Raw genomic sequence first — 24,536 nt, 5'->3', positions numbered from 1 at the left:
GGGCCCCCGGTTCCGGCATAACGTCGGTCGGGTGAACGCCCGCGTTCACCCGACCGACGGAGAGACCGGCCGCCCCCACGGGGCGCACTGCCCTCGGCACGAGAGACGAACCCCACTATGACGGGCTCCCACGCGACACCCGCGCATCCGGCGAAGACCCCTGAACGGCAGCGGGGCAGCGGACTGGCACTGCTGGTCATCGCCTCGTGCCAGCTGATGGTGGTGCTCGACGTCACCATCGTCAACATCGCGCTTCCGCACATGCAGAAGGACCTGGGGTTCTCCACCGAGAACCTCTCCTGGGTGATCAACGCCTACACCCTGACCTTCGGCGGCCTGCTGCTGCTCGGCGGACGTCTCGGCGACATCCTCGGCCGCCGCCGGGTCTTCATCTTCGGGGTGCTCCTCTTCGTCTTCGCCTCGCTGCTCGGCGGGCTCTCCCAGGAGGGCTGGCAGCTGCTGGCCGCCCGCTCCCTCCAGGGCGTCGGCGGGGCCATCGCCTCGCCCACCGCCCTGTCGCTGATCACCACCACCTTCCGCGAGGGCCCCGAACGCAACCGCGCGTTCGGGGTGTTCGCCGCCGTCTCGGCGGGCGGCAGCGCGATCGGACTGCTGGCGGGCGGAGTGCTGGTGGAGTGGCTCGACTGGCGCTGGGTGCTGTTCGTCAACGTCCCCATCGGTCTGCTGATCGCCTTCGCGACCCCCCGCTACATCCGCGAGTCCGAACGCCATCCGGGCCACTTCGACATCGCGGGCGCCCTCACCTCGACGCTCGGCATGGTGTTGCTGGTCTACGGCTTCATCCGCGCCTCCGAGGAGGGCTGGTCCGACCCGGTCGCGCTCGGCTCGTTCGCCGCGGCCGTGGTGTTCCTCGGCGTGTTCATCGCCGTCGAGAGCGGCTCCAGACAGCCCATCACCCCGCTGTGGATGTTCCGCGACCGCAACCGCGCCGGGACCTACGCGATGATGCTCAGCCTCGCCGCGGCGATGTTCGGGATGTTCTTCTTCCTGACCCTCTTCGTGCAGAACGTCCTCGACTTCAGCCCCCTGCGGGCCGGCCTCGCCTTCCTGCCGGTGAGCGCCGTCATCGCGGTCAGCGCCGGGCTGGCCTCCCAACTGCTGCCCCGGTGGGGACCCAAACCCTTCATGGTGGTGGGCGCGCTCCTGGCCGCCGTCGGGCTCGGCTGGCTGACGCTGACCGATGTCCACAGCTCCTACCTCGGCTCGATCCTCGGTCCGATGCTCGTGTTCGGCTTCGGCATGGGCATGCAGTTCGTGTCGCTGACCCTGATGGCGGTGTCGGGCGTCGCCCCGAAGGAGGCGGGCGCTGCCTCCGGCATCCTCAACGCCACCCAGCAGGTCGGTGGGTCCCTGGGGCTGTCGATCCTGGTCACGACGTTCGGCACGGCCAGCCGCAACGCGGCGGACGACCAGGTGCCGCGATTCCTCCAGGAGGGCACGCCCGCGCAGCTTCTGGAGTTCCGCAGGACCGGCGAGCTGCCACCGCCCTGGGGCGACGAGGTGCTCACCTCGGGCGTCTCCAGCGCCTTCGTCGTCGCGGCCTGTTTCGCCGTCTTCGCCGCCCTGGTCGCCCTGTTCATCATCCAGGTCCGGCCCTCCGACCTGGCCCGCCTCCGCGGCGGCTCGACGCCGATCGCCGACGAGGGAGCGGACGGCGGAGCAGCCGGGGACGGCGGGCGGACCGGCATGGTCGGAGCGGCGGCCGGGGAGGCCGGGGACGGCGACGAGGCCCCGGCGACGGACCCCGACAAGGGCCCGCCGGGCGGCGGACACTGACCGCGGACAATCCCTCCCGACCCGAGAAAGGGCGCTGTGTCATGGACTGGACCCTCGAAGTGATCGTGCTCCCGGTGACCGACGTCGACCGGGCCCGGGACTTCTACCGGGACAAGCTCGGCTTCGCCGTCGACCTCGACGGAGAGGTGATGCCGGGCGCCCGCGTCGTCCAGCTGACGCCACCCGGCTCCGGCTGTTCGATCGCCCTCACCGACGGACTGCCCAACCCGACGGGAACCCCGCAGCCGGGCACGTACCACGGCCTCCAGCTCTGCGTCACCGACATCGAGGCCGCGCACGCCGAGCTGGTGGGCCGGGGCGTCGAGGTCTCCGAGCCGCAGCGGTTCGCCCCCGAGGACGGGGCGACCTTCATGTACTTCACCGACCCGGACGGCAACGGCTGGGCGGTGCAGGAGTACCGCCGCCGGGAGACCGAACCCCTGCACCGGCTCCTCGCCGACCGGGCCGCGGGCGGAGCGGGGGACACGGTGGGGTGAACCGGATGCGGAGGTGGATCGTGCCGCGTCCGGTCCATCAGAATGCTCCCCGTATCGAGTGCAGAGATCCATCAGCGCAAGGGAGCGGCATTCAATGGGCGGCAACGCAGACATGGTGGCCTTCGTCCGGGCGCGGCTCGCCGACGAGGAACACGTCGCACTGGCCGCCGGCGGGGACCGATGGCGGTGCCCGGCCGATGTGCCGGGCGAGGTCCACGACCGCACCGGCGGGGTGGCGTTCACGGTGCGGGGCCGGGGCTTCGACCAGCACATCGCCCTGCAGGACCCCGCGCGCACTTTGGAGCGCATCGAGACGAACCGTGTCATGGTCGGCGAGTACGTCGAGGTGGCCGACCTGGACACCGACCGGCCGGCCGACGACTTCCGCTCCGGCCGTGCGGTGGGTCTCGGCTTCGCCGTCCGGCAGCTCGCCGCCGAGTACGCGGGCCACCCCCACTACCAGGCGCGCTGGCTGCCCCGGTTCATCCAATAGCACCCCGTTCCCCCGGCCGCCCATGAATCCGACAAGTGCCGGTGCGTCGGGTCCAGTTGATCGATAGCATCTCCCCATCGGCCTACCCGGGGGAGTTGCGCGCGTGCCCGACGTCTGGGAGAACACCCGATCGCGATGGGAGAGCGTCCGGCACGCCGTCGACGGCGGCGGCCCCGGAGTGGGGGCGGCCGCGGCCACGCTGCACGGGCGGCTCGGCCTCTCGGTCAACCCCATCGCCGTCACCGGCGAGGCGGGGGCGGGCAAGAGCGTTCTGTACGACGCGCTGACGCAGTCGATCCGCACCGGCGACAGCGACAGCTCCCGCAGCCCCGACATCGAGAAGCACGCCACGGTCCTGCGCTCCGGCAACCGCCGCACCCGGGCCGCCGTCACCGTCATTCCGGGGCAGCTGTCCACCCAGCGCGAACGGGCCCTGCACGACACGATGCGGGGCGAGGCCTCGCCGCACGGCATCGTGCACGTCGTCTGCTGGGGGCACAACAGGATCTGGCAGCGCGGTTCGCAGCGCGACGTCCACGACGCGCTCGCCGCCGACGGCGTCGTCGACCAGGAAGCCGTACGGAACTGGCACCTGCGCAAGGAGGCGGCCGACTTCCGTCTCCTGGTCGACGCGATCATCGACGGGCAACTGGCCACGCGGCTGCGCTGGCTGATCATCGCGGTGTCCAAGAGCGACCTGTACTGGGAGCGGCTCGACGAGGCGCGCGACCACTACATCCCCGGCCGGGCCCGCCGCGAGTCCCCGTTCGCGGCCCTCCTGCGGGACCTGGAGAACGAGACGTCGCTGCGCCTGTCCGTCCTCCCGATGGCCTCCCGGCTCATCCGCCACCAGTTCCTTCCCGGGCTGCCCGCGCGGACCTCCCAGCTGGACGACGCGCAGATCGGCGCGCTGCGCACCCATTTCGGTCAGGAACTCCAGGAGCTCATCTCGCAGCGGAACGGGGACTGACATGGCCGCGATCGACGGTGGAGCGGCGTTCCTGCGGATGCTGGCGGCCGCGGAACGGCGGCTGGCCGGGGTGCAGGCCCTGAGCGCACGGCAGCGGCGGGTCCGCCGGCCCCGGATCGCCTCGGTCGCCCTCGCGGTGCTGATCCCGGCGGTGCTGGCGCTCGCCGCCGCCACGGGTGACGGCCCCGGGGGCGTGCTCCTGGTGGTCGGTCTGGCCGTGGCGGTGCTCTCGCTCGGGGCGTGCGTCGCCCTCCTGCTGCTGATCGAACGGCCGCTGAACCGCCGGTTCGCGGAGGAGGAGCACGCCATGATCGAAGAGGTGAACCGGATGCGGGAGCTGTTCACCCATGTCGCCGAGCGCGACCGGTGGGAGGAACGGCTGAAGCGGTCGGTCCGTGAACGCCTCTCCCGCTTCCCCGTGGAAGCGGGGTCCTTCCGGTGATCCGACGCCTGACGGTCTTCTTCGGCCTCGTTGCCTTCCCCGCCGCCCTGTTCACTTCGGCCGGATACGTACTGGCCACCCGGAAGCCGGGGCCCTACCAACGGGCGTTCGAGGACCAGTGGGACGCCATCGCGGCCGGGGTCGCCGTCACCTTGTGCGGGGTGCTGGCCGTGGCCTACGGCGCCCGGCTGTGCTTCAGCGTGCTCGGCGGCTTCCAGCCCGACAACGTGCGCCGGGGCACGCTGGCGCTGCTGGCCGGACTCCTCGTCTGCGGTGTGGGCTTGCTGCTGCTGTGGCGGCTGCTGGCGCCCTGAAGGGTGCGCGACGCGCCGGGAACCCGTAGCTTACCGGCAAGTAAGTCCCGTCGCCGAAGGAGAAGCATGTCCCGCCAGACGCGTTCCGCCGGGCTCATGGGCGGGGCGGCGGTGCTCCACTTCGCCGTGCCTCGAGCCTTCGACGGCACCGTGCCCAGGATCCTGCCCGGAAAGCCCCGTACCTGGACGTACGCCAGCGGAGTGGTCGAACTCGCCCTGGCCGCGGGTCTCGCGCACCCCGGGACCCGGGCGCCCGCCGCCCGGATGACCGCGGCCTTCTTTGTCGGGGTGTTTCCGGCCAATGTGCAGATGGCCCTCGACTGGCGTCACCGGCCCCGGCCGCAGCGGCTCGCGGCCGGCGTCCGGCTGCCGCTCCAGGTGCCGCTGGTCCTGTGGGCGCGGAGCGTCGCCCGGGGTGCCGACAGGCCCTGAACGGACCGTAGTCGGTGGGATACGGACCGGAGATCATGAAGGTGATCCACAGCAAAATGGCGTTGCTCTCTGGTGAGGAGTGATCCCGCCGTGTAGCGTCGCCGGAAGATGTCGTGGTTCGCAGTACCTGCCCGCGCCTGGCGCGGGCGTTTTGCTGTGCAGTGCCTGAGAACCAGGGCGATCACCTCCGGGTCCGCGCGGTGCGGATCCGTTTACTGCTGAGAGGTACGGGCATGGCCAGCGGAACCGTCAAGTGGTTCAACTCGGAAAAGGGCTTCGGCTTCATCGCGCAGGACGGCGGCGGTCCCGACGTCTTCGCGCACTACTCCAACATCAACTCCTCCGGCTTCCGTGAGCTTCAGGAAGGCCAGGCGGTGACCTTCGACATCACCCAGGGCCAGAAGGGCCCCCAGGCGGAGAACATCACCACCGCCTGATCCGGGTTGACCGACCCTGAAGCCCCGGAGCGCATCGCGCTCCGGGGCTTCAGGGCGTTCCGGACCGTCGGGCGGCTTCCTGGTTGAGGTGCAGTGCGCCGGGTACGCGTGCACTCTCGCACCGATCGTTTCGGAACTTCCGGAAGGTCCGGGCGGGAATGGAGGGCGACCCATGCTCAAGGCCATCGCAGATGTACTCCGCTCCATCGGGGCAGCCATTGCCACCGTGGTCACGCTGCCCTTCCGGGCCCTGGCCAGGCTGTTCGGGGGTGCGTCGAGCAGTGCGCGCGGACACCACTGAGCGCGTAGGCAGGTGCCCCGACCCAAGAAGGGTCGGGGCACCTGCCTACGCGCTCAGTGGTGTCCCGGCAGGGGCCGGGGGCGCGGGGCGGCCCGGTCGGCCGCACCGGTCGGTCAGTCCGTCGACTCCTCCGGGGTCGGATGCCGGTCGGGATGGGCTCCCGCGTTGCGCGGCGCGTCCCGGCCGGCCCCGGCCTCGTCCGGCTCGGGGTGCCCGCCGGCGCGGGCCACCCGGTCCGGGATCGGAATGTCGAGAGCGTCCTCGCCCTCCTGGGTCTGCTGATCAGGCAGGTCCGCCGGCACGGGGGGCGGGCTGCCGGAAGCCCCGGTGTAGGCGGTGCCTTCCGGCCTGCGGTCGGTCATGAGAGCTTCCTTCCGTACGGCCCCGGTGCGACCGGGGGGACAGGTGATGCGCTCTGGTGGGTACCCACTGCCGGGCGAAGCAGTCCCCGGGCCGGGTGAGGCCCCCGACACGTGCCCGGCCTCCCGCGCCGCGCTCCGGGAGAAGATGCGGGGCCCGCGGCGCCCGGCCATATTGGGAGCTCCGGGCCACCGGCCGGGAGCGCGTCGCGCGGTACGGAGCGGCGGACGCGTCACCCGGGGTGTGTGGCTTTCCCGCGCCTGGGTACCCGGGGCGTTGCCCCACCCGGGCGCGAGACGTCACCCGACGAATCCGGCGAAAGGCTGCTCCGCATGCTGATGGCCCATCCCACGGTACTGCTCCGTTCGATCGAGCAGGACGAGGTACTGCGTGCGCTGCACGCGGAGGGCGGCGGTGCGGGCGATGCCGGCAGCGCGCCGACCGCCGCCCGCCACCGGCTGCCCGGCGTCCGGCCCGAGGGCGACGCCGTCGTCTCCGCCTGACCGCCGCCGATCGTCGAAGGGGAGGGCGCTGTGGCCCGCACCGTGGGTGTCGAGGAAGAACTGCTGCTGGTCGACGCGGCGAGCGGAGAGGCACGGGCCCTGTCCTCGGCGGTGCTGGCGCTCGCCGAGAAGGACGCGGCCGGGGAGTCGGCCTTCGAACCGGAACTGCACCGTCAGCAGTTGGAATTCGCCACGCATCCGTGTGCGGACATGGGCGAACTCGCCGACGCGGTCCACCGGTGGCGAGCCGAGGCCGTACGGCACGCCTCCGACGCCGGGACGTCGGTCGTGGCCATGGCGACCTCGCCGCTGCCGGTCAGCCCGACGATCGGCACGGGCGAGCGGTACCGGTGGATCGCGGAGCACTACGGACTGACCGCACAGGAGCAACTGACCTGCGGCTGTCACGTCCATGTCGCGGTGGCCTCGGAGGAGGAGGGCGTCGCCGTGCTCGACCGGATGCGCTGCTGGCTGCCGGTGCTGCTCGCCCTGAGCGCCAATTCCCCGTTCTGGCAGGGCCAGGACAGCCAGTACAGCAGCTATCGCAGCCAGGTGTGGGGCCGGTGGCCGTCGGCAGGACCGGTGGACGTCTTCGGCTCGGCCGAGGCGTACCACGACCGGGTGCGGTCCCTGGTGGGCACCGGCGCGCTCCGGGACGAGGGGATGGTCTACTTCGACGCGCGCCTCTCGCACCGCTACCCCACCGTGGAGGTCAGGATCGCGGACGTCTGCCTGGACCCGGCCGACACCGTGCTGCTGGCCACGCTGGTACGGGGCCTGGTGGACACGGCCGCGCGGGAATGGCGGGCCGGCGAGCCACCCCCGGATGTGGGCACGGCCCTGCTGCGCGTGGCCACCTGGCAGGCGGGCCGCCGGGGACTGGAGGACCGGCTGGTCCACCCTCGCACCCTGCGGCCGGAGCCCGCGCCCGACGTCCTGCGGACCCTGCTGGACCATGTGCGGGACGCCCTGGAGGACAACGGCGACCTGGAAGCCGCGGAGCGGGCCCTGGCCGCCGTGGAACGGCGCGGCAACGGGGCGCGGGTGCAGCGCGACATCCTGGCGCGGACCGGGAGCCTGCGCGACACCGTCGCGGAATGCGTCCGCGTCACGGCCGGATGAGGAGCCGCCGGCACCCCGCCGCCCCCCTTCCGGCGCCGCGACCGGATGAACGGCACCGGATGAACGACACCACAGGTAAGGAGCAGTCCATGTCCACCACCGCTCTCGACGACCGCCGGATCCTGGCCATCGTCACCAACTACGGGGTCGAGCAGGACGAACTGGTCGTCCCCGTGAACCACCTGCGCGGACACGGGGCGCAGGTCAGCGTGGCCGCGGTCTCCACCGACGGGATCCGCACCCTCGTCGGCGACCGGGACCCCGGCGAAACCGTGCAGCCCGACCTCACGCTCGACGACGTCGACCCCGCCGCGTACGACCTTCTGCTGGTGCCCGGCGGCACGCTGAACGCCGACTCGCTGCGCCTGGCGGACGCCACCACCCGGATCGTCAGCTCGTTCGCCGCGTCCGGCCGCCCGGTGGCCGCCATCTGCCACGGGCCGTGGGCGCTGATCGAGGGCGGCTATGTCCGGGGCAAGACGCTGACCTCGTACGCCTCGCTGCGGACCGACATCACCAACGCGGGCGGCACCTGGGTCGACAAGCCGGTGGTCCGCGACGACGCCGAGGGCTGGTCGCTGATCACCTCACGCGACCCCGGCGACCTGGACGACTTCATCGGCGAGATCGACGCCGTGCTCGCGGAGGACTGAGCGGCCCGGGACCGGCCCTGGGCGGTGACCCGCCCGCTCGGGCCGGCGGCGAACCGATGCCCTCTCGAACTGAGGCTCATGGAAGGTTAGGCTGACCTAAGTCAATTCGGTTCTCTCGTCCCGGCGGGCGAGGCGCTCAGGCCGACCACGCGTACGAAGGGGCAGTGTCCATGACGATCCATCGAGCCGTCGTCGCCCGAGTGCAGCCGCTCACCGCGACCATGACCCGCGTCACCCTCCACGGGGACGGTCTGACGGGTTTCCGGACCACCGGGGTCGGAGACGAGTACGTGCGGATCTTCCTTCCGCACGGCCCGGACCGCACCGACGTCTCGCTGCCCCGGACGACCGAGCAGGGCGGCTGGGAGACCCCCGAGGGGCGGCCCGTCGCGCCGATGCGCACCTATACGATCCGCGAGGTGCGCCCGGAGGCGGGCGAGATCGACATCGACTTCGTGCTGCACGAGGGCGGGGTGGCGTCCGGCTGGGCCGCCGAGGCGCGGCCCGGGGACGTGGTGGGCGTCAACGACCCCACCGGGCTCTACAACCCCCCGGCCGATCTCACCTGGCAGGTGCTGGTCGCCGACCAGACCGGTCTGCCCGCCGCCGCCCGCCTGCTGGAGAACACGCCGGACCACGTCAGGACCCGCGTGGTCCTGGAGGCGCCCGACCCCTCGGCCGTGCTGCCGCTGCGGGAGCTGTCCGACTCCAAGGTGACCTGGACCTACGGCGGAAACGGCCACGGCCCCAGCCGTCTTGCCGATCTGGTGACCGCCGCGGTGCCTCCCGGCACGGACCTCGCGGGCGGGTACGTCTGGGTGGCTGGGCAGACCAACGCCCTGCGCACGGTGCGTCGTTACCTTCGGCGCGAGCTGGGGCTCCCGGCGGAGCGCTTCAAGGTCGTCGGCTACTGGATACCGAACTCCGACACCTGGTCCGAGCGGTACGAGGCGCTGCCCGACGTGGTGCGGTCCGAGCTGGAAGCGCTCTGGGACAACCCGGCCGGCGACTCGGAGGACCTCACCATCCGCTACGAGGCCCGCCTGAGCGACCTCGGGCTCTGACCGGGCCCCGGAGGCGCTTGGGCCGGGTGCTGTTCGAACGGCGCGCCACCGGGACGGGGGCCGCGTGAGAAGGCGTCCCGCACGCCGAGGCGTCCGAGGTGCTCAGGTCATGCCAATAGAACCGCCGGGACGTAAGTGAGTTGTGGAATGTCGGGCGTCAACTGCGCGATGGATGGGTAAAGTCGCCAGCGATCAAATAAAGCTAGCCTTGCCTAAGTGGATGGAGGATTCTGTGGCCAATCCGTTCGAGGACGAGGACGGCGCCTACCTGGTGCTCGTCAACGACGAGGGGCAGCACTCCCTGTGGCCCGCGTTCGCCGAGGTGCCCGCCGGATGGACTGTGGCCCACCCGGAGGACAGCCGTCAGGCCTGCCTGGACTACGTCGAGCAGAACTGGACCGACCTGCGGCCCAAGAGCCTCATGGAGAGCATGGCGGCCGATCCCGGATGAGTACCCCCTCCGAGCGGTCGGGCCTGGTCGCCCGCCGGGGGTTCCTCGTCGGAGTCAGTCGGCGCGGCGGGCGCGGGGGAGGCCCTCGAAACCCCGCTCGACGCCGTCCGCGAAGCCCGGAGGGCCGGGCCCCGGCGGCATCCGCCTGACCGCCTCCCGGCCCCCGGGCCCCGCTCGCCGCGGGCTACCGGGTCATCTCCCCGTACAACCGCGGTATCGCGCTGAACGCCTCAACCGTCCGGCGGCGTCACCCTGGAGGCCATGGCCGCGGACCTGGGGGCCCTTGATCGGGCACCTCTCCCACCCGCCCTGCCGCGTGCCTCCTCTTCACGACCGTGCTGCTGCGCACCTCTTCGCCGCTGCTGGCTCCCGCCTTGGCCCTCGTGCTCGTCCCCGCCGTCGTCGGCGTCCTGCGGCTCTTCACAAGACCGCCGACCCGGCCTTCGCCGCCGGCGTCCGGTCGGGCGGACCATCCAGCACCGACTACGGCACAGCCCTTAGGCTGCGACTCCGACTCGGCCCGACCCAGGAGCGCACCCACCCATGCACGATCCCGCCCGTCAACTCCCCTTCCCCGACGCCCTGCGCCTCGACGAGTCGCCCGCCCCGCATCCCCTGCTCGCCCCGGTGGCCGGCTACCTCGGCACCTGGCGGGGCACGGGCCGCGGCGGGTATCCGACGCTGGAGGCGGACTTCGCGTACGGGCAGGAGGTCACGTTCAGCCACGACGGCCGGCCCTTCCTCGCGTACGAGGCGCGGGCCTGGCTGCTCGACGCGGACGGGCGCCCCGTGCGGCCGTCCGGCCGGGAGACCGGCTGGTGGCGCCTGCAGCCGGACGGGCGGGTGGAGGCCCTGATCGCCCAGCCCACCGGCATCGCGGAGATCTCGGCCGGCCACGCCCGCGACGGCGTCGTCGACCTCGCCACCGAGCGGGTGGCCCTCGCCCCCACCGCCAAGGAGGTCGACGCCACCCGCCGCCGCTACACCCTGTTGGACCCGGACACGCTCGCCTTCGTCCACGATCTCGCCGCGGTCGGCCAGCCCCTGCAACACCACCTGTCCGCGGAGCTCCACCGAGCCCCTGGCCAGCGTATTTAGTTGCCGGAGCGTGACCGAAGCGGCGCATGGAGGCCGGACCACGGGGCAGGTGCACGGGAAGCCAGGAGAACAGGAGCACGCACCCGATGTCCCTTCCCTCATACCCGGATTCCCCCTACCCGGGGCAGCCCGGAGCCGACCACGCCGCCCCCTACGGTGGCCAGGCGCCCGCACAGACGAACGGCTTCGCGGTCGCCGCCCTCGTTCTCGGCCTCCTCGCCTGCCTGTTCTTCTGGACCGTGGTGGGCGGGCTGCTCCTCGGCCTGCTCGCCCTCGTCTTCGGTGTCATCGCCGCGCTCCGCACCCGGCAGGGCCGCGCGCCGCGCCGGGTGATGGCGATAGTCGGCGCCGTGCTCGGGGCGCTCGGGCTGATCGGTTCCGTGGTCGTCCTCGTGGCGGCCATCGCCGTGTTCGACTCCCAGGAGTTCACGGACTTCGAGGACTGTGTGAACCGGGCCAACGGCCAGGCGGCGGAGGACCGGTGCGCCGACGACTTCATCGACGAGCTGACCAACTGACGGACCGCGGGGGAGCCGCCCCGCAGGGTGGCAGGCGTACGCTCGGCCCATGGTGCACGTACTGGGCAGCAGGATTCTGCTGCACCCCACCGACCCCGAGCGTTCGCGCGCCTTCTACGGCGAGGCCCTGGGCCTCGCCGTCTACCGCGAGTTCGGCACCGGCCCCGAGCGCGGCACGGTGTACTTCCTCGGCGGCGGGTTCCTGGAGGTCTCCGGCCGGGGCGGGGAGCCGCCGTCGTCGGCCGTGCGGATCTGGCTCCAGGTCGACGACGCCGAGGCCGCCCACCAGGAGCTGCGGTCCAAGGACGTGACCGTCCTGCGACCGCCGAAGCGCGAACCCTGGGGACTGGTCGAGATGTGGATCGAGGACCCCGACGGGGTGCGGATCGCCGTCGTCGAGGTGCCGGACGACCATCCGCTGCGCTACCGGCCCTGAACTGCGGGCCCGCGCGTCAACGGCCGCAGCTCCCGGGCCACGAACGTGTCGAAGTTGCCCGGCGGCCGCCCCGTGAGGCGCCGCACCGTGTCGGTGACCCGGTCCTCGGCCCCCTGGGCGATGGCCCGGTCCAATCCGGCGAGCAGCTCCGCGAACGGCACGGGCATCCCGGTCGCGGCGAGATGGTCGCGCATCTCCTCGTGCCGCAGGCGCTCATGGACCACCGGGCGTCCGGTGGTCCGGCCGACGACCGCCGCGACCTCGTCGTAGCTCAGCGCCCGGGGACCGGTGAGGACCAGATCGGTGTCGGGGGATCGCGCGTCGGTCAGGGCGTGCACGGCGACGGCGGCGATGTCCTCGGCGTCCACGAACCCGACCCGCCCGTCGCCCGCGGCGGTCCTGATGGCCCCGGCCTCGCGGATGCTCACCGCGTGCGGATGGGCCCCGGCGAAATTCTGCATGAACCAGGAGGGCCGCAGCACCGCCCATGCGTCGAAGAGGCCCGGCAGGGCCTGGTGGACGAGGCCGGTCGCGGGCCCGCCCGGGGGAATCGCGGAGGAGCTGAGCAGCACCGCACGGCCCACACCGGTCTCGCGGGCCCGCTCCAGGAAGGGCAGCATCACCTCGGCCGGGTCGGGGTCGCCGACCGGGGGCACCAGATAGACCCGGTCCACCCCGGTCAGCGCCGGGCCGTGGCTCGCCGGGTCCCCCCAGTCGAAGCGGACCTCCTCGGCGCCGGGGACCAGGCGGGCGGACCGGGATGCGGCCCGCACCCGGTGGCCGGCGGCGGCGAGCCGGGCGACGACGCGGCTGCCGGTGGTGCCGGTCGCGCCGATGACCAGGACGGCGGGGACGCTTCCGCCCCGGGCTCCGTGCGCGCCGTGCCGTTCGGGGGCGGCCGGCGGTGTGTCGGGGTTCATGGCGGCTCCGTCACCTAGAATGTGGACCCTGGGTCCGTTTCGCTGGTGACGATACGGACCGAGGGTCCGTTTTGCAATCGGAGGAGATCCCATGACCGCCCGCACGCCCCGCAAGGACGCCGTCCGCAACCGTGCGGCCGTCCTTGCGGCGGCCGACGCTCTCTTCGCCCGCAGCGAGAGCCCCGCGGCCATCACGATGGCCGATGTCGCGGCGGCCGCCGGCGTCGGCAAGGCGACCCTCTTCCGCGGCTTCGGCGACCGCACCGGGCTGATCCAGGCGCTGTTCGCGGCGCGACTCGAACCGATCCGGGCCGCCGTCGAGGACGGCCCCCCGCCGCTGGGCCCCGCGGCCCCACCGCACCAGCGCGTCCCCGCCCTGCTGGACGCCGTCCTGTGCTTCAAGCTCGACAACCGCCACCTGGCCCTCGCGCTGGAGGACACCGGCGACGACAGCCCCTACCGGGCCGAGCACTACGAACGCTGGCACCGCACCCTGAGTGCCGTGCTGGACCGGATCGAGGGCTTCACCGGCAGCGCGTTCGCCGCCCACGCCCTGCTGGCAGCCACGCGCGCCGATCTCGTCGAGCACCTGGTCACCCGGCAGGGCCTGGCGCGCGAGGAGCTCCGCGCTGATCTGGCGCGGTACACCGCCCAGGTCATCGGGTCCGGCGGGCCGCAAGGCTGACCGGCGGGCTCCGCACATCTGTCCACCCCCGCCCGACGGGCCACCGCCGGTTGCACCCGCACCGCGTGTTTGCCACGGTGTCCCTGGGTAGGCGGCCCGGTGATCGCCGGGTCGCACCGCCCGGTGGACCGTCCGCAATGGAGCACAGAGCAGAGAAGGAGGGTTCGATGTCCTCGAAGCGACGTCGTAAGAAGAAGGCCCGCCGCAAGAACGCCGCGAACCACGGCAGGCGCCCGCAGAGCTGACACGACACCGCGGCCCCACCGGGCGGGAAGCCCGGTGGGGCCGCGGTGGTTTCCGTGGGCCGGGGGAGGGCCGTGCGGAACTCGGGTCCCGATGGTGATGCCCGATGGACGCCGGGTTCACACCCCAAGCGGCGCCGTGGGTTCCGTTCCGGCTCGGGCGCAGACCGACGCGGCCGTTCCCGCCGCGTACTCCAGCATCGCCTTCGTCTGCTCCGGGGAGAGCGCCGGATCCCAGTCGGCCTCCCGGCCGAGCCAGGTCAGCATCCCCGCCATGAACGCGTCGCCCGCGCCGATGGTGTTCACCACCCGCACGGGCAGGGCGGGAACGGAGACCGCGGGGGCGTCCTGGACGTACGCGGTCGCGCCCCGCGAGCCCCGCGTCAGCACCACCAGCCGCCCCTGCCGGGCGAGCCTGCGGCAGCTCGCCTCCGGCTCCGCGTCCGGCCACAGGCGCACCAGATCCTCGTCGCTCGCCTTCACGACCCGCGCGAGGGCGCACAGCTCCCGCAGCCGGTCCAGGCCCCGCACGGGATCCAGCGTGCGGTCCTCGCGCACATTGGGGTCCACCGCGAGCAGCCCGTCGCGGGCGGCCGCCCGCGCGGTGGCGGCCACCGCACGGGCCGCCGGCTCCACGACCGCGGCGAGCCCGCCCACGTACACCGCGCCGAAGCGCCCCGCCTCCGCCGTGCGGTCGGGCAGCTCGAAGGTCGCCGTGTCCCGCAGGTGGAAGTGGTAGGTGTTCCCGCGGCTGCCCGGGTCGGCCACCGCGAGCGCCGTGGGCAGCGAGGACCGGGCACTCAGCGAGAGATCGACGCCCGCACCGGTCAGCCACGCCTCGACGCGGGCCGCGAAGGCGTCGTCACCGAGCCCGCCGACGAAGGACGGCCGCCCGCCGAGCCGGGCCAGACCCACCGCGACGTTCGCGGGCGCCCCGCCCGGCTGGGCCGCCAGAGTCCCGGCGTCACCCCCGGCCGGGACCAGATCCACCAGCGCCTCGCCGAGCACCAGGACCGCGCCGGGGTCCCCAGCCGCACCCGGGACCACGGACTCCGTCACGGCTCCACCACGATCTTGCGGCCGATCCCCGCCTGGAAACGCTCGATCGCCTGCGGGTACTGCTCCAGCGGCAGCCGGTCGCTGATGAACACCGAAGCGTCCAGCACCCCACTCGCGAAGAGCGCCGCGGCCCGCTCGTAACTGTGCAGCACTGCCATCGAGCCGGTGATGGTGATCTCCTGGTTGTAGATCCGGTACGGCTCGATCACCGCCGTGGTGGCGTAGTCGGAGACCCCGAACTGGAGGAACGTGCCGCCCTTGGCCACCCGCCCCAGACCGTCCTGGATGGCCCCGGCGTTGCCCGTGGCGTCGATGACCACGTCCCACCCGCCCGGACGGTCCAGCTCCTCGGCGCGGGCGGCCGCGCCCGTGCAGCCCAGGGTCGTCGCGGTGGCCAGCCGCTGGGCGTTGATGTCCAGCATGTCCACCGACGCCGCGCCGGTGCGCTTGGCCAGCTCCAGCATCATCAGCCCCATGGTCCCCGACCCGTAGATCAGCACCTGGGCCCCGAGATTCCCGTTGAGGACGTCGTACCCCCGCACCGCGCAGGACAGCGGCTCGATGAGCGCCGCGTCCCGGACGTCGATGTGCTCCGGCAGGCGTACGCAGTTGGCGACGGGCGCCACCGCGTACTCGGCCGCGCCCCCGGGAACGGTGACGCCGATCGCCGCCCAGTTGTCGCAGAGGTTCCCCCGGCCCGAACGGCAGTAGCGGCACTCGTGACAGTGCAGCGAGGGGTCGACGGCGACCTTGTCGCCTACGGACAGCTCGGTGACGTCCGCGCCGATGCCGACGACCTCCCCGGCGAACTCATGACCGGGCACGATCGGCAGGGTCGGCGCGAACTCGCCCTGGAGGATGTGGAGATCGGTACCGCACAGCCCGCACGACGCCACCTTGACGACCACGTCGCGACGGCCGGGCGTGGGATCCGGGACGGTGGTCACGGAGACCTTGCCGGGGGCTTCGACGATGGCTGCCCTCATTTGACTGCTCCCAGAGAGAGGCCCTGGACGAGTTTGTCCTGGGCGGCGTAGCCGGCGACGAGCACCGGCAGGGACACGACCACCGAGGCCGCGCACAGCTGGGCGAGGAAGAGGCCCTGGCTGGTGACGAAGGTGGTCAGATGGACGGGTGCGGTACCGGCGACCACGCCGGTCAGCACCCGGGCGAACAACAGCTCGTTCCAGCTGAAGATGAAGCAGATCAGGGCGGTCGCGGCGATGCCGGGACCGGCGATCGGCGCGATGATCCGGCGCAGGACCGTCGGCAGCCGGGCTCCGTCGACCTGCGCCGCCTCGATGATCGAGACGGGGACGTCGGCGAGGAAGGACTGCATCATCCACACCGCGATGGGCAGGTTCATCGAGGTGTAGAGCAGGACCAGCAGCCAGATGTTGTCCAGCAGACCGGTGTTCTTCGCGAACAGGTACACCGGCAGCAGCCCGGCGACGACCGGCAGCATCTTGGTGGACAGGAAGAAGAACATCACGTCCGTCCACTTGCGCACCGGCCGGATGGACAGCGCGTAGGCGGCCGGCAGCGCGAGCAGGAGCACCAGCACGGTCGAGAAGAGCGAGGCCGCCAGCGAGTTGACCAGCGGGGGCCACGGCGTCGGGCCGCCACCGCCGCCGAAGAAGGTGCGGTAGCCGTCGAGCGTCAACGAGGCGGCGAGGGAAGGCGGGTTGGTCGCCGCGTCCGCCTCCGCGTGGAAGGACGTCAGCAGCATCCACAGCGCGGGCAGACAGAAGACGATCCCCACGGTCCAGGCGACCACGCCGAGGGCGGCGGAGCGCCGCCGGGCCTTGCGCTCGGGGCCGTTGACCGATGCGGAAACGGAGGGAGAAGTCGCGGTCGAGGCGCTCATGAGCGGCCCGCCTCCTCACGGAAGAGAGACGAGACCACACGGAGCGCGAAGGTGGCGATGATGATCGTGCCGATCACCACGACCACGCCCGCGGCCGATGCCAGCCCGTACTCATGGGCCCGGTAGAAGGTCTCGTAGACGGTGTACGGGAGGTTGGCGGTGCCGAGACCGCCGGAGGTGATCGTGAACACCGCGTCGAAGTTCTGCACGATGTACACCGACCCGAGCAGGATGCCGAGTTCGAGGTAGCGGCGCAGATGCGGCAGGGTCAGATAGCGGAAGATCTGCCAGGGACCGGCCCCGTCCAGCCGGGCGGCCTCCATGATCTCGGCCGGCCGGCTCTGCAGTCCGGCCAGCAGGATCAGCATCATGAACGGTGTCCACTGCCACACGAGGGATGCCTCGATGGCGATCAGCGGCATCTCGGACGTCCACTCGGGCTGCGCGATGCTCTCGATGCCGAACAGCTCGCCGAACCAGGTGAGCGCCCCGTTGAACAGCCCGTACTCGGGGTTGTAGAGCGCGTGCTTCCACAGCAGCGCCGCCGAGACCGGCACCAACAAGAACGGGGTGATCAGCAGCGTGCGCACGAACCCCCGGCCGAAGAAGGTGCGGTCGAGCAGCAGCGCGAAGGCGAGTCCCAGCACCACGCTGACGATCACGACCGACGCGGTCAGGACCACGGTCGTCACCACGGACTCGCGCAACGCCTCGTCGGTGAAGACGGACGCGTAGTTGGAGAGACCGGTGAAGTGGCGCTTCTCCGGTTTGAGGGAGTTCCAGTCGAAGAGCGAGATCACCAGGGTCGCCACGAAGGGCAGTTGGGTGACGGCTATCAGGAAGATCAGCGCGGGCAGCAGGGGAGCGCGGGTCGCCCAGGCGCGCCGTCTGCTGCCGCCGCCCGGCTTCTTCACCGGCACCGGAGGTGAGGTGGTCTCTCGCGTCGCGGTGACGGTCATCGGTACTCCTCCGCAACCTTCTCGGCCAGCTTCTGGGAGGCGGCCAGCGCGTCGTCCACCGACTGGCGGCCCGCGATGGCGGCGCTGATCTCCTGCGCCACCTTGGTGCCCAGATCGGTGAACTCCGGTACGCCCACGAACTGGATGCCGGCCGTCGGACGGGGCTGGGTGCCGGGATTCGTCGGGTTGGCCTGGGAGATGGCCCGCTCCGTGACATCGGCGAACGCTCCCGCCTCCGCCCGGTAGTCGGGGTTGGCGTAGGTGGAAGCCCGTTTGCCGGCGGGCACGTTGGACCAGCCGCTGGTGGCCCCGACGAGCTCCTCGTACTCCTTGCCCGACGCCCAGGACACGAACTTCCAGGCGTCGTCGGACTTCTTGGACGCCTTCTGCAGACCCCAGGCCCAGGTGTAGAGCCAGCCGGAGCTCTCGGTCCGCTCGACGGGGGCGGGGACGTACCCGATCTTCCCCTTCACGGGGGAGCCCTTCGCCTCCAGGGACCCGGCGCCGGCCGTGGCGTCGTACCACATGGCGGTCTTGCCCTGGGTCATGTTGTTCAGGCACTCGGCGTACCCGGACTGCGGCGCGCCGAGTTCACCGTGCTTGCGCACCAGGTCGACATAGAACTTCGTCGCCTTCTTGAACTCCGGCGCCGTCAGCCGGGGCTCCCAGTCCTCGGTGAACCAGGTGCCGCCCATCGTGTTGACGACCGTGGTGAGCGGGGCGATGACCTCGCCCCAGCCCGGCAGCCCGCGCAGGCAGATGCCCTTCATCCCGCGCTCCGCCCCGTCCGTCTGCTCGGCGAGCTTCGCCACCTGATCCCAGGTCGGCTTCGCGGGCATCGTGAGGCCCTGCTCCTCGAAGACGTCCTTGCGGTACATCAGGAAGGACGACTCGCCGTAGAAGGGCTGGGCGTAGAGCTTGCCGTCCTCGGCGGTCAGCGATTCCCGCAGCGGCTGCAGGATGTCCTTCTGGTCGAAGGCGGTGTCGGCCTCGGCGTAGTCGTCGAGGGGGTGCAGCCAGCCGTTCTTGGCGAAGAAGGGCAGTTCGAAGTTGCTGATGGTGGCGATGTCGTACTGGCCGGCCTGGTTGGAGAAGTCCTGGCTGATCTTGTCGCGCACGTCGTTCTCGGGCAGCACCGTGAAGTGGACCTTGATGCCGGTCTCCTTCGTGAAGTGCTTCGCGGTCAGTTTCTGCAGTTCGACCATCTGCGGGTTGTTCACCATCAGGACGTTCAACGCGTCGCCGCCCCCGAAGGCGGTCCCGCCCGCTCCGGCGCAGCCGGTGGCGAGCAGGGCCAGTGCGGCGGTCGCGGCGCAGGCCCGACCCCGCAGACGTGGTCGACGGCGCTGTCGTGGATGGGGCATGGGGGCTCCTGATCAGTCGTAGCGGCTCGGTGATCGGGTCGTTGCGGGCATGGCGAGCCAGGCCCCGGCGGCGAGGATGGAACGGGTGGTGCGGGTGCGGGAGCCGTGCGGGTGGGGGAGTACGGGCGGTGGGGCCGGTCAGACGCGGATGACCTGAGGGCCCTGGAGGGAGTAGCGCTGCGCCTCGGCCGAGGGCAGCCCGGCGTCGGTGACGATGGCTTCGAAGTCGCCGACCCCGGCGAACCGGCAGAAGCTCACCGCGCCGAACTTGCTGTGGATCCCGGCGAAGATCCTGCGCCGGGAGCTGCGCAGCGCCTGCGCCTTCACCTCGGCGACGGCGGGGTCCGGCGTGGTGAGGCCGTACTCGCGGGAGATGCCGTTGGCCCCGACATACGCGAGGTCGATGACGAACTCCGAGAGCATCCGGGAGGCCCAGTGGTCGACGGTCGCCATCGTCGATCCGCGCACCCGGCCGCCCAGCAGGAGGACCGAGGTCTTGTCCGCCCCGGCGAGGGAGGTGGCGACGGCCAGGGAAGCGGTGACCACGGTCAGCGGCCGGTCCTTGGGGAGCGCCTCGGCGACGAGCTGCGGGGTGAAGCCCTCGTCGACGAAGACCGTCTCGGCGTCGCCGAGCAGATCGGCGGCGGCGGCCGCTATCCGCGACTTCTGTGGCACGTTACGGGTGGTGCGGACGGCGAGCGTGGTCTCGAAGCCGGCCGACTCCACCGGGTAGGCGCCGCCGTGGGTCCGGCGGACGAGTCCGTGCTCCTCCAGCACATGCAGATCGCGGCGGACGGTCTCCTTGGCCACCTTGAACAGGTCCGCGAGGGCGTTCACACCGACCGAGCCCTCCCGTCGGGCCGTGTCCAGAATTCCCCGACGGCGTTCCTCGGTGTCCACGGCGCACTTCCCTGGTCGCTGCTGGGCCCGTTACGGGCGGAACCCGTTGTCCGTTCGGGCTCATGTGTCGTTTGTACAAGCCTCCCCAGGCTACGACCAGCTGCTTCACCGGATCCGCTCGGCCCGTTCGTGCCCGCTTTCCCGGGGGTGACGATGCTGGTCAGACCCGGAACGACCATTGTTCCGGCAGAGCGTACTGCCCGCTTTCGCGTGATCACTGCCCGCATGGTGCCCGTATTGCGGAGTCCCGGCGTCCGCTGTGCCGACCGGAGGCGCGGGAAGGCCGGGGCGGACGGCGCGGCGGACCGGAGAGGTCAGGAGGGCGCGGCGCCGTCCTCGCCCCCACCGGGGTGGGAGCGGGGCACAGCGCTCCGGCCGGGCGCCTCCGGATAGAACCGCCTGGCCCAGCGCCGGAACGGGCCGATCGGCCCGTCACCGGAAGCCAGCCGGGGCGGCTGCTGGTACTGCTTGTGATGCCAGATCGGGAAATCGGCGGCGGTGAACTCGCAACTGGACCGGAAGACGGGGCCGTCCAGGAGCCGGGCCGCGGTCCGGCTGACGAGGCGGGCCAGCCGGGGCGGCAGCCGGCCCGGCTCGTCGAAGGCGATGCGGTTCAGCTGCCGGAACTGCATCCGGTTGGGTCCGATGGCCGTCGGCATCACCATCGTGCACATCCGCAGCCCGAAGCGGGGTGTGTGCACGTCGGCGTGCAGGCACCCGAGTCCATAGCCGTCCACCCGCACATCGACGGTGAAGTCGCCGATGAGCGGCGCCGACTCATGGGCCCGCATGGAGACGTGGAACCCGGCGCCGTCGTATGCCACAGGTCCCTCGATCTCGGCCTTCGCCCAGCCGTGCAGGGTGGCGAAGTGGCCGAGGTCGACCGAGTTCTCGATGACTTCCTGGGCATGGCCGGCCAACTCCCAGGCGGCCGTACGAGCGGGCCGGTGCCCGATCTCGTGCCACGGCGGGATGAACCAGTCCGGATCCCGGCCGTCATGGTGACGCCAGACGAAGACGCCCCCGTTCACCTCGTGGACGGGCAGGTGGGTCAGCGGGGACCGCGGCGGCGGTGTGCCGTACCCGGTGCGCACGCACGCCCCGTCGGGGCCGAAGGAGAAGAAGTGGAAGGGGCACGTGAGATCCTCCCCCTCGACCTTCGCCAGACCGAGATGGGCCCCCAGGTGCGGGCAGTACGGACGGACGGCGCGAAGCGCTCCCGTGCCGGTGCGGTAGAGGACGACGTCGTGCCCCGCGAGGGGCCGGGTCAGCACAGTGCCCGGCCGTAACTCGTGGGAGAAGGCCAGCGCGGACCAGCCGCTCGGATAAGGCAGTCCGGGCGCTCCCGCCGCGTCGGCCGGTGTCGGCCCCTCGGTGATGGCGCGCCCGAACTCGCGTGACACTCCCACGACTCCCCCTCCATGATCGGTCGCACGGAGGCTGCCCAGAGCCGCCCCGGGATCCTCCCGACACGCCGCACACCACCCGAACGGGAGGAGAGGTGCGACGTGTTGACAGACCGGGCGAAGAGGGGGAGGGGCGGTCGGGGGCCGTGGACGCGCGGTGGAACGCGTCCGGTCCGTCAGAGCTCGTCGCCGAAGGCCTCGGCCAGTTCACGCCACTCGGCCCGGGGCAGACCGGCCCCGCCCTCGTCGGCGGTGAGCACCTGCAACGCGACATGGTCCGCGCCGGCGTCGAGGTACTCCTGGGTCCGGCGCTTCACCCGCTCGGCGTCGCCCAGCGCGAACAGGGCGTCGAGCAGACGGACACTGCCGCCGCCCTCGAAGTCGCCTTCGGTGAACCCCAGGCGCAACAGATTGTCGGTGTAGTTGGGCAGTTGGAGATACATCCCGAGCATCGTCCGCGCGGTGGTGCGGGCCCGGTCGGTGTCGGTGTCCAGCACCACGGTCAGCTCCGGGGCGAGCAGGGCGTCGGGGCCGAGCGACTCGCGGGCCTCCGCGGTGTGCTCGGTGGTGACGAGGTAGGGATGGGCCCCCAGCGCCCGCCCGGCCGCGAGCTCGATCATCTTGGGCCCCAGTGCCGCCAGGACCCGGTGCCCGGAGCCCACCGACGGTTCGGCGGCGTCGAGTGCGTCGAGATAGGCCACCATCGCGCTGTACGGCTTGGCGTACTGCGGCACCATCGGGCCGTGGCTGACCCCCAGGCCGAGCACCAGCCGACGGCGCGCCCCCGGATCGATCGCCGCGACCCCGGCCGCCACCTCCTCGGCCGTGTGATCCCAGATACTCAGGATGCCGGTGGCCACGGTGAGCGTACGGGTGGCGGCCACGACGGCGGCGGCGTCCCCGGGCGTCGGACTGCCCCCGATCCAGACGGTGCCGTACCCCAGCTCCTCGAGCTCGGCGAGCGCCTCCGCGATCGCTTCCTTGCCCGCGTCGTCCACCCGCGACGCGTGCAGGGCGCCGCTCCAGATACCCACACGCCCGAATGTTCTGCCCGTCCCGGAAATCTCAGAAGTCATGGTCGGGTCAACAACGGACCGTGCCGACTATTCCTGGGCGGCAGGGCGGTCACCCGTCCGGGCGTGCGGAGGGCTCGGCTCGGGGGTCCCCTGGAAGGGCTGCTGGTCCTCCGGGACGTCCTTCATGAACACGACTCCGTCGATGCGGCCCAGATGCGCCGGGTCGAGCGGCGCGTAGCCGAAGTACGGGGACGTACGCCGGACGGGGCCCGCGGGCCCGAGGGCGGCGGCCAGCTCGGAGGCGTCCACCAGGCAGTGATCCTCCCCGAGTGCGTAGAGCTCTCCTTCGAGGGTGCCCGGCGGCGGAACGTCGACGTCCTTGTGCCGCAATGTGCCGAACGCGGTTGCCAGGAAGCCGTACTCCTCGCCCAGGTGGGTTGCGGCGATGGCGCCCGCACTCCACCACTCCAGCGGCTGACCGCCCATCCTCATCGAGCTCATGTCCCGCTGGAGATGACTGTTGTGGGCGTGCACCAGCACGGGCCCCCGTTCGGCCAGTGCGAGGAGATTGCCGGCCATCATCTGATCGCGCAGGCCCACCAGCCGTGCCAGCCGGCTCGGTGACGTGTCGGCCATCCAGAAGTGGTAGCGCAGCAGCCCCACGGCGGTCCGCCCGTACAGGCGCGCCCGATCCCACTCCTCCCTCGGGGTCGTCGCGACCAGATGCGGCCGCCACGCGTCGAGCAGTGCCCCCAGATCGTCGGCGAGCAGCCGCAGTTCCCCGGCCTCGGCCGACTGCCCGAAGGACGCGGACGGATCCAGCATCGCCGCGGTGTCGGTCCAACGGTCCTCGACGCCCAGGAGACGGTCGAGCGTCTCGGCTGTGCAGGGGAGCAGCCCCGTGTCCACGTGGTCCGCGAGATAGCCGTGGAGCGCGGTGAGAGCCCGACGGGGGCTCGCGGCGGCGGCCATCTCCAGCGGGCCGTCGAATCCGGCGAAGCGGAGCAGGTCGGACGCGGGCCTGCCGTCGTTGAACGTGCGCATCCAGCACACCAGTTCACGCTGGGCGGCGGACGCCCCGAGCCCGTGGCTGAAGCCCTGCTCCATGACCTCGTCGAGCGTGCCCGCACCTCCCGTCACGAAGTCGTCCACCAGGAGTCCCGCCACGCAGTCGCTCTCGATGGTGATCGTCCGGTAGCCCTCCCGTTCGACGAGCTGCCGGAAGAGCGCGTTGCGCAGCCGGAGAGGGGCGTCCACCCCGTGGGTGGGCTCGCCCAGCGTCAGCATCCGGGGCGCGGAGGGGAACAACCTCATCACGGAGGCCGCGTCGACGGCGTGGGCGATGTCCTTGATGTCGTCTGCCATGGCTTCAACCGTATCGTTGAACCATCGGTTGAAACTTTTCCGCGCTATCGTCCGGTGCATGAGGCAAAACCCTCAAACGACCCTGCGTCTCCGGCCCGTCGACCTGGCCCGTCCGCACGGATTGTCGACCCAGGCCGTCCGGAACTACGAGGCCGCCGGGATCCTGCCGCCCGCCGGGCGCACCCCCCACGGCTACCGCACCTACGCACCGCGGCACGCGCACGCCCTGAAGGCGTTCCTCGCCCTGATCCCGGGACATGGACACGGGACCGCGACATCGATCATGCGGGCGGTGAACGGGGACGACGCGCAGGAGGCGCTGCGCCTCATCGACGAGAGCCACGCCCAACTCCTGGAGGACCGGCGCACGCTGCGAGCCGTCGAGCGAGCCCTCCGCGACCTGGAGCCCGGCGCCGTGCCCGCCCCCGACGGCGCGTCGAGCCCCGGCGGCGTGTTCATCGGACCGCTGGCGGCCAAGCTCGGGATCAGGCCCGCCACACTCCGCACATGGGAGCGCGCCGGCCTGGTGACCCCGCGCCGTGACCCGCGAACCGGCTATCGGACGTACGCCGTGGACGACGTACGGGACGTCGGACTGGCCCACCAGCTCAGGCGCGGCGGCTACCGGCTGGACCAGATCGCCCCGTTGATCGCCCAGCTGCGGGCGGCCGGCGGGCTGGACCCGCTGGAGGCCGCCCTGCGCGACTGGCACGCCCGCCTGTCCGCCCGTGGGCGCGCCATGCTCGCCGGGGCCGCCGCGCTGGACGCCTACCTCCGGGACGGCGAAGGAGACCGTGCGTGAGGCGGGAAAAAGTCGGCCGGGCCGAGCGGGGCGGCGAGAGGGACATGCGAAAGGCGAGGAGAA

General features: G+C 72.0%; 30 protein-coding genes. 19 read left to right on the top strand and 11 right to left on the bottom strand.

The annotated features are described in order from the left end of the window. Positions 1 to 117: 117 nt before the first annotated feature. The 9 genes from ACH4UK_RS32250 (at position 118) to ACH4UK_RS32210 (ending at position 5,683) form a co-directional block, all read left to right on the top strand. Positions 118 to 1,797, top strand: a complete 1,680-nt coding sequence (locus tag ACH4UK_RS32250; protein WP_398362046.1) for an MFS transporter — start codon at positions 118 to 120, stop codon at positions 1,795 to 1,797. Positions 1,798 to 1,838: 41 nt separating this feature from the next. Then, positions 1,839 to 2,294 carry a VOC family protein gene (locus tag ACH4UK_RS32245; RefSeq protein WP_398362044.1) on the top strand — a complete coding sequence of 152 codons (456 nt, stop codon included), beginning with the start codon at positions 1,839 to 1,841 and terminating at the stop codon, positions 2,292 to 2,294. A 94-nt stretch (positions 2,295 to 2,388) separates the two neighbouring features. Beyond that, on the top strand, positions 2,389 to 2,787 hold the full coding sequence (locus ACH4UK_RS32240; RefSeq protein WP_398362042.1) for a DUF6221 family protein: 399 nt from the start codon (positions 2,389 to 2,391) through the stop codon (positions 2,785 to 2,787). Between the two features lie 103 nt (positions 2,788 to 2,890). Next, entirely contained in the window at positions 2,891 to 3,757 is an 867-nt protein-coding gene (locus ACH4UK_RS32235; RefSeq protein ID WP_398362040.1) for a hypothetical protein, read from the top strand. A 1-nt stretch (position 3,758) separates the two neighbouring features. Further along, on the top strand, positions 3,759 to 4,199 hold the full coding sequence (locus tag ACH4UK_RS32230) for a hypothetical protein (protein WP_398362039.1): 441 nt from the start codon (positions 3,759 to 3,761) through the stop codon (positions 4,197 to 4,199). Then, positions 4,196 to 4,513, top strand: a complete 318-nt coding sequence (locus ACH4UK_RS32225; RefSeq protein ID WP_398362037.1) for a hypothetical protein — start codon at positions 4,196 to 4,198, stop codon at positions 4,511 to 4,513. The genes ACH4UK_RS32230 and ACH4UK_RS32225 overlap by 4 nt, the downstream gene beginning before the upstream one ends. A 66-nt stretch (positions 4,514 to 4,579) precedes the next feature. Continuing rightward, a complete protein-coding gene (locus ACH4UK_RS32220) occupies positions 4,580 to 4,945 on the top strand; it encodes a hypothetical protein (protein ID WP_398362035.1) in 366 nt (121 codons plus the stop codon). 233 nt (positions 4,946 to 5,178) lie between these two features. After that, positions 5,179 to 5,382: a cold-shock protein gene (locus tag ACH4UK_RS32215; RefSeq protein WP_032791721.1), complete on the top strand. Its 204-nt coding sequence runs from the start codon at positions 5,179 to 5,181 to the stop codon at positions 5,380 to 5,382. 172 nt (positions 5,383 to 5,554) lie between these two features. Further along, the gene (locus tag ACH4UK_RS32210) at positions 5,555 to 5,683 is read left to right on the top strand and encodes an LPFR motif small protein (protein ID WP_398362034.1); all 129 of its coding nucleotides are present in this window, start codon (positions 5,555 to 5,557) and stop codon (positions 5,681 to 5,683) included. A gap of 113 nt (positions 5,684 to 5,796) precedes the next feature. Here the strand turns inward: ACH4UK_RS32210 and ACH4UK_RS32205 are convergent, their stop codons facing one another. Continuing rightward, positions 5,797 to 6,045, bottom strand: a complete 249-nt coding sequence (locus ACH4UK_RS32205) for a hypothetical protein (protein WP_398362032.1) — start codon at positions 6,043 to 6,045, stop codon at positions 5,797 to 5,799. Positions 6,046 to 6,375: 330 nt separating this feature from the next. Between ACH4UK_RS32205 and ACH4UK_RS32200 the strand changes: the two genes are divergently transcribed. From ACH4UK_RS32200 to ACH4UK_RS32165, 8 genes are all read left to right on the top strand, one after another. Continuing rightward, positions 6,376 to 6,546: a DUF5133 domain-containing protein gene (locus ACH4UK_RS32200; protein ID WP_398362030.1), complete on the top strand. Its 171-nt coding sequence runs from the start codon at positions 6,376 to 6,378 to the stop codon at positions 6,544 to 6,546. A gap of 30 nt (positions 6,547 to 6,576) precedes the next feature. After that, positions 6,577 to 7,668, top strand: a complete 1,092-nt coding sequence (locus ACH4UK_RS32195; RefSeq protein WP_398362028.1) for a glutamate--cysteine ligase — start codon at positions 6,577 to 6,579, stop codon at positions 7,666 to 7,668. An 89-nt stretch (positions 7,669 to 7,757) separates the two neighbouring features. Then, positions 7,758 to 8,321, top strand: a complete 564-nt coding sequence (locus ACH4UK_RS32190) for a DJ-1/PfpI/YhbO family deglycase/protease (RefSeq protein WP_398362026.1) — start codon at positions 7,758 to 7,760, stop codon at positions 8,319 to 8,321. A gap of 170 nt (positions 8,322 to 8,491) precedes the next feature. Next, positions 8,492 to 9,385 (top strand): siderophore-interacting protein, encoded by an 894-nt coding sequence (locus ACH4UK_RS32185; RefSeq protein ID WP_398362024.1) that lies wholly within the window; start codon positions 8,492 to 8,494, stop codon positions 9,383 to 9,385. Between the two features lie 232 nt (positions 9,386 to 9,617). Further along, positions 9,618 to 9,836, top strand: coding sequence for an MbtH family protein (locus ACH4UK_RS32180; protein WP_398362307.1), 219 nt, complete (start codon positions 9,618 to 9,620; stop codon positions 9,834 to 9,836). Positions 9,837 to 10,379: 543 nt separating this feature from the next. Next, on the top strand, positions 10,380 to 10,934 hold the full coding sequence (locus ACH4UK_RS32175; protein WP_398362022.1) for an FABP family protein: 555 nt from the start codon (positions 10,380 to 10,382) through the stop codon (positions 10,932 to 10,934). Between the two features lie 86 nt (positions 10,935 to 11,020). Next, on the top strand, positions 11,021 to 11,452 hold the full coding sequence (locus ACH4UK_RS32170; protein ID WP_398362020.1) for a DUF4190 domain-containing protein: 432 nt from the start codon (positions 11,021 to 11,023) through the stop codon (positions 11,450 to 11,452). A gap of 49 nt (positions 11,453 to 11,501) precedes the next feature. Beyond that, positions 11,502 to 11,888 (top strand): VOC family protein, encoded by a 387-nt coding sequence (locus tag ACH4UK_RS32165; RefSeq protein WP_398362018.1) that lies wholly within the window; start codon positions 11,502 to 11,504, stop codon positions 11,886 to 11,888. On the opposite strand, the gene ACH4UK_RS32160 is transcribed toward ACH4UK_RS32165, so the two are convergent. Beyond that, on the bottom strand, positions 11,876 to 12,808 hold the full coding sequence (locus ACH4UK_RS32160; RefSeq protein ID WP_398362016.1) for an NmrA family NAD(P)-binding protein: 933 nt from the start codon (positions 12,806 to 12,808) through the stop codon (positions 11,876 to 11,878). The two genes, ACH4UK_RS32165 and ACH4UK_RS32160, sit on opposite strands and share 13 nt — an antisense overlap. A 91-nt stretch (positions 12,809 to 12,899) precedes the next feature. Here ACH4UK_RS32160 and ACH4UK_RS32155 point away from each other — a divergent pair, with 91 nt between their 5' ends. After that, the gene (locus ACH4UK_RS32155) at positions 12,900 to 13,493 is read left to right on the top strand and encodes a TetR family transcriptional regulator (RefSeq protein WP_398362015.1); all 594 of its coding nucleotides are present in this window, start codon (positions 12,900 to 12,902) and stop codon (positions 13,491 to 13,493) included. Positions 13,494 to 13,855: 362 nt separating this feature from the next. Here the strand turns inward: ACH4UK_RS32155 and ACH4UK_RS32150 are convergent, their stop codons facing one another. From ACH4UK_RS32150 to ACH4UK_RS32110, 9 genes are all read right to left on the bottom strand, one after another. Continuing rightward, positions 13,856 to 14,794 carry a PfkB family carbohydrate kinase gene (locus ACH4UK_RS32150; RefSeq protein ID WP_398362013.1) on the bottom strand — a complete coding sequence of 313 codons (939 nt, stop codon included), beginning with the start codon at positions 14,792 to 14,794 and terminating at the stop codon, positions 13,856 to 13,858. Beyond that, a complete protein-coding gene (locus ACH4UK_RS32145; protein WP_398362011.1) occupies positions 14,791 to 15,780 on the bottom strand; it encodes a zinc-dependent alcohol dehydrogenase family protein in 990 nt (329 codons plus the stop codon). The genes ACH4UK_RS32150 and ACH4UK_RS32145 overlap by 4 nt, the downstream gene beginning before the upstream one ends. Beyond that, on the bottom strand, positions 15,777 to 16,661 hold the full coding sequence (locus tag ACH4UK_RS32140) for a carbohydrate ABC transporter permease (RefSeq protein WP_398362009.1): 885 nt from the start codon (positions 16,659 to 16,661) through the stop codon (positions 15,777 to 15,779). The genes ACH4UK_RS32145 and ACH4UK_RS32140 overlap by 4 nt, the downstream gene beginning before the upstream one ends. Beyond that, positions 16,658 to 17,620: a carbohydrate ABC transporter permease gene (locus ACH4UK_RS32135; RefSeq protein WP_398362007.1), complete on the bottom strand. Its 963-nt coding sequence runs from the start codon at positions 17,618 to 17,620 to the stop codon at positions 16,658 to 16,660. Before ACH4UK_RS32135 ends, ACH4UK_RS32140 begins: the two co-directional genes overlap by 4 nt. After that, entirely contained in the window at positions 17,617 to 18,984 is a 1,368-nt protein-coding gene (locus ACH4UK_RS32130) for an ABC transporter substrate-binding protein (protein ID WP_398362005.1), read from the bottom strand. The genes ACH4UK_RS32135 and ACH4UK_RS32130 overlap by 4 nt, the downstream gene beginning before the upstream one ends. Positions 18,985 to 19,122: 138 nt before the next feature. After that, positions 19,123 to 19,884, bottom strand: coding sequence for a DeoR/GlpR family DNA-binding transcription regulator (locus ACH4UK_RS32125; protein WP_398362003.1), 762 nt, complete (start codon positions 19,882 to 19,884; stop codon positions 19,123 to 19,125). Positions 19,885 to 20,198: 314 nt separating this feature from the next. Beyond that, a complete protein-coding gene (locus ACH4UK_RS32120; RefSeq protein WP_398362001.1) occupies positions 20,199 to 21,293 on the bottom strand; it encodes a Rieske 2Fe-2S domain-containing protein in 1,095 nt (364 codons plus the stop codon). Between the two features lie 173 nt (positions 21,294 to 21,466). Continuing rightward, positions 21,467 to 22,366 (bottom strand): TIGR03620 family F420-dependent LLM class oxidoreductase, encoded by a 900-nt coding sequence (locus tag ACH4UK_RS32115; RefSeq protein WP_398361999.1) that lies wholly within the window; start codon positions 22,364 to 22,366, stop codon positions 21,467 to 21,469. A gap of 27 nt (positions 22,367 to 22,393) precedes the next feature. After that, positions 22,394 to 23,671 carry an erythromycin esterase family protein gene (locus ACH4UK_RS32110; RefSeq protein ID WP_398361997.1) on the bottom strand — a complete coding sequence of 426 codons (1,278 nt, stop codon included), beginning with the start codon at positions 23,669 to 23,671 and terminating at the stop codon, positions 22,394 to 22,396. A gap of 58 nt (positions 23,672 to 23,729) precedes the next feature. Here ACH4UK_RS32110 and ACH4UK_RS32105 point away from each other — a divergent pair, with 58 nt between their 5' ends. Further along, entirely contained in the window at positions 23,730 to 24,473 is a 744-nt protein-coding gene (locus ACH4UK_RS32105; RefSeq protein WP_398361995.1) for a TioE family transcriptional regulator, read from the top strand. Positions 24,474 to 24,536: the final 63 nt, after the last annotated feature.

Origin of the sequence: Streptomyces sp. NPDC020884 (genome assembly GCF_044333935.1) — a bacterium.
In the GTDB taxonomy this organism is placed as follows: Bacteria; Actinomycetota; Actinomycetes; order Streptomycetales; family Streptomycetaceae; genus Streptomyces.
This window is presented reverse-complemented; position numbering and strand designations above follow the sequence as displayed.

Excerpts from the sequence above, each read along its gene's own strand:
- ACH4UK_RS32130 (WP_398362005.1), bottom strand. The coding sequence starts at position 18,984 with ATGCCCCATCCACGACAGCGCCGTCGACCACGTCTGCGGGGTCGGGCC.
- ACH4UK_RS32165 (WP_398362018.1), top strand. The coding sequence starts at position 11,502 with ATGGTGCACGTACTGGGCAGCAGGATTCTGCTGCACCCCACCGACCCC.
- ACH4UK_RS32190 (WP_398362026.1), top strand. The coding sequence starts at position 7,758 with ATGTCCACCACCGCTCTCGACGACCGCCGGATCCTGGCCATCGTCACC.
- ACH4UK_RS32245 (WP_398362044.1), top strand. The coding sequence starts at position 1,839 with ATGGACTGGACCCTCGAAGTGATCGTGCTCCCGGTGACCGACGTCGAC.
- ACH4UK_RS32210 (WP_398362034.1), top strand. The coding sequence starts at position 5,555 with ATGCTCAAGGCCATCGCAGATGTACTCCGCTCCATCGGGGCAGCCATT.
- ACH4UK_RS32205 (WP_398362032.1), bottom strand. The coding sequence starts at position 6,045 with ATGACCGACCGCAGGCCGGAAGGCACCGCCTACACCGGGGCTTCCGGC.
- ACH4UK_RS32230 (WP_398362039.1), top strand. The coding sequence starts at position 3,759 with ATGGCCGCGATCGACGGTGGAGCGGCGTTCCTGCGGATGCTGGCGGCC.
- ACH4UK_RS32200 (WP_398362030.1), top strand. The coding sequence starts at position 6,376 with ATGCTGATGGCCCATCCCACGGTACTGCTCCGTTCGATCGAGCAGGAC.
- ACH4UK_RS32145 (WP_398362011.1), bottom strand. The coding sequence starts at position 15,780 with ATGAGGGCAGCCATCGTCGAAGCCCCCGGCAAGGTCTCCGTGACCACC.
- ACH4UK_RS32170 (WP_398362020.1), top strand. The coding sequence starts at position 11,021 with ATGTCCCTTCCCTCATACCCGGATTCCCCCTACCCGGGGCAGCCCGGA.
- ACH4UK_RS32220 (WP_398362035.1), top strand. The coding sequence starts at position 4,580 with ATGTCCCGCCAGACGCGTTCCGCCGGGCTCATGGGCGGGGCGGCGGTG.
- ACH4UK_RS32250 (WP_398362046.1), top strand. The coding sequence starts at position 118 with ATGACGGGCTCCCACGCGACACCCGCGCATCCGGCGAAGACCCCTGAA.
- ACH4UK_RS32105 (WP_398361995.1), top strand. The coding sequence starts at position 23,730 with ATGAGGCAAAACCCTCAAACGACCCTGCGTCTCCGGCCCGTCGACCTG.
- ACH4UK_RS32215 (WP_032791721.1), top strand. The coding sequence starts at position 5,179 with ATGGCCAGCGGAACCGTCAAGTGGTTCAACTCGGAAAAGGGCTTCGGC.
- ACH4UK_RS32115 (WP_398361999.1), bottom strand. The coding sequence starts at position 22,366 with ATGACTTCTGAGATTTCCGGGACGGGCAGAACATTCGGGCGTGTGGGT.
- ACH4UK_RS32155 (WP_398362015.1), top strand. The coding sequence starts at position 12,900 with ATGACCGCCCGCACGCCCCGCAAGGACGCCGTCCGCAACCGTGCGGCC.
- ACH4UK_RS32185 (WP_398362024.1), top strand. The coding sequence starts at position 8,492 with ATGACGATCCATCGAGCCGTCGTCGCCCGAGTGCAGCCGCTCACCGCG.
- ACH4UK_RS32135 (WP_398362007.1), bottom strand. The coding sequence starts at position 17,620 with ATGACCGTCACCGCGACGCGAGAGACCACCTCACCTCCGGTGCCGGTG.
- ACH4UK_RS32110 (WP_398361997.1), bottom strand. The coding sequence starts at position 23,671 with ATGGCAGACGACATCAAGGACATCGCCCACGCCGTCGACGCGGCCTCC.
- ACH4UK_RS32240 (WP_398362042.1), top strand. The coding sequence starts at position 2,389 with ATGGGCGGCAACGCAGACATGGTGGCCTTCGTCCGGGCGCGGCTCGCC.
- ACH4UK_RS32140 (WP_398362009.1), bottom strand. The coding sequence starts at position 16,661 with ATGAGCGCCTCGACCGCGACTTCTCCCTCCGTTTCCGCATCGGTCAAC.
- ACH4UK_RS32175 (WP_398362022.1), top strand. The coding sequence starts at position 10,380 with ATGCACGATCCCGCCCGTCAACTCCCCTTCCCCGACGCCCTGCGCCTC.
- ACH4UK_RS32160 (WP_398362016.1), bottom strand. The coding sequence starts at position 12,808 with ATGAACCCCGACACACCGCCGGCCGCCCCCGAACGGCACGGCGCGCAC.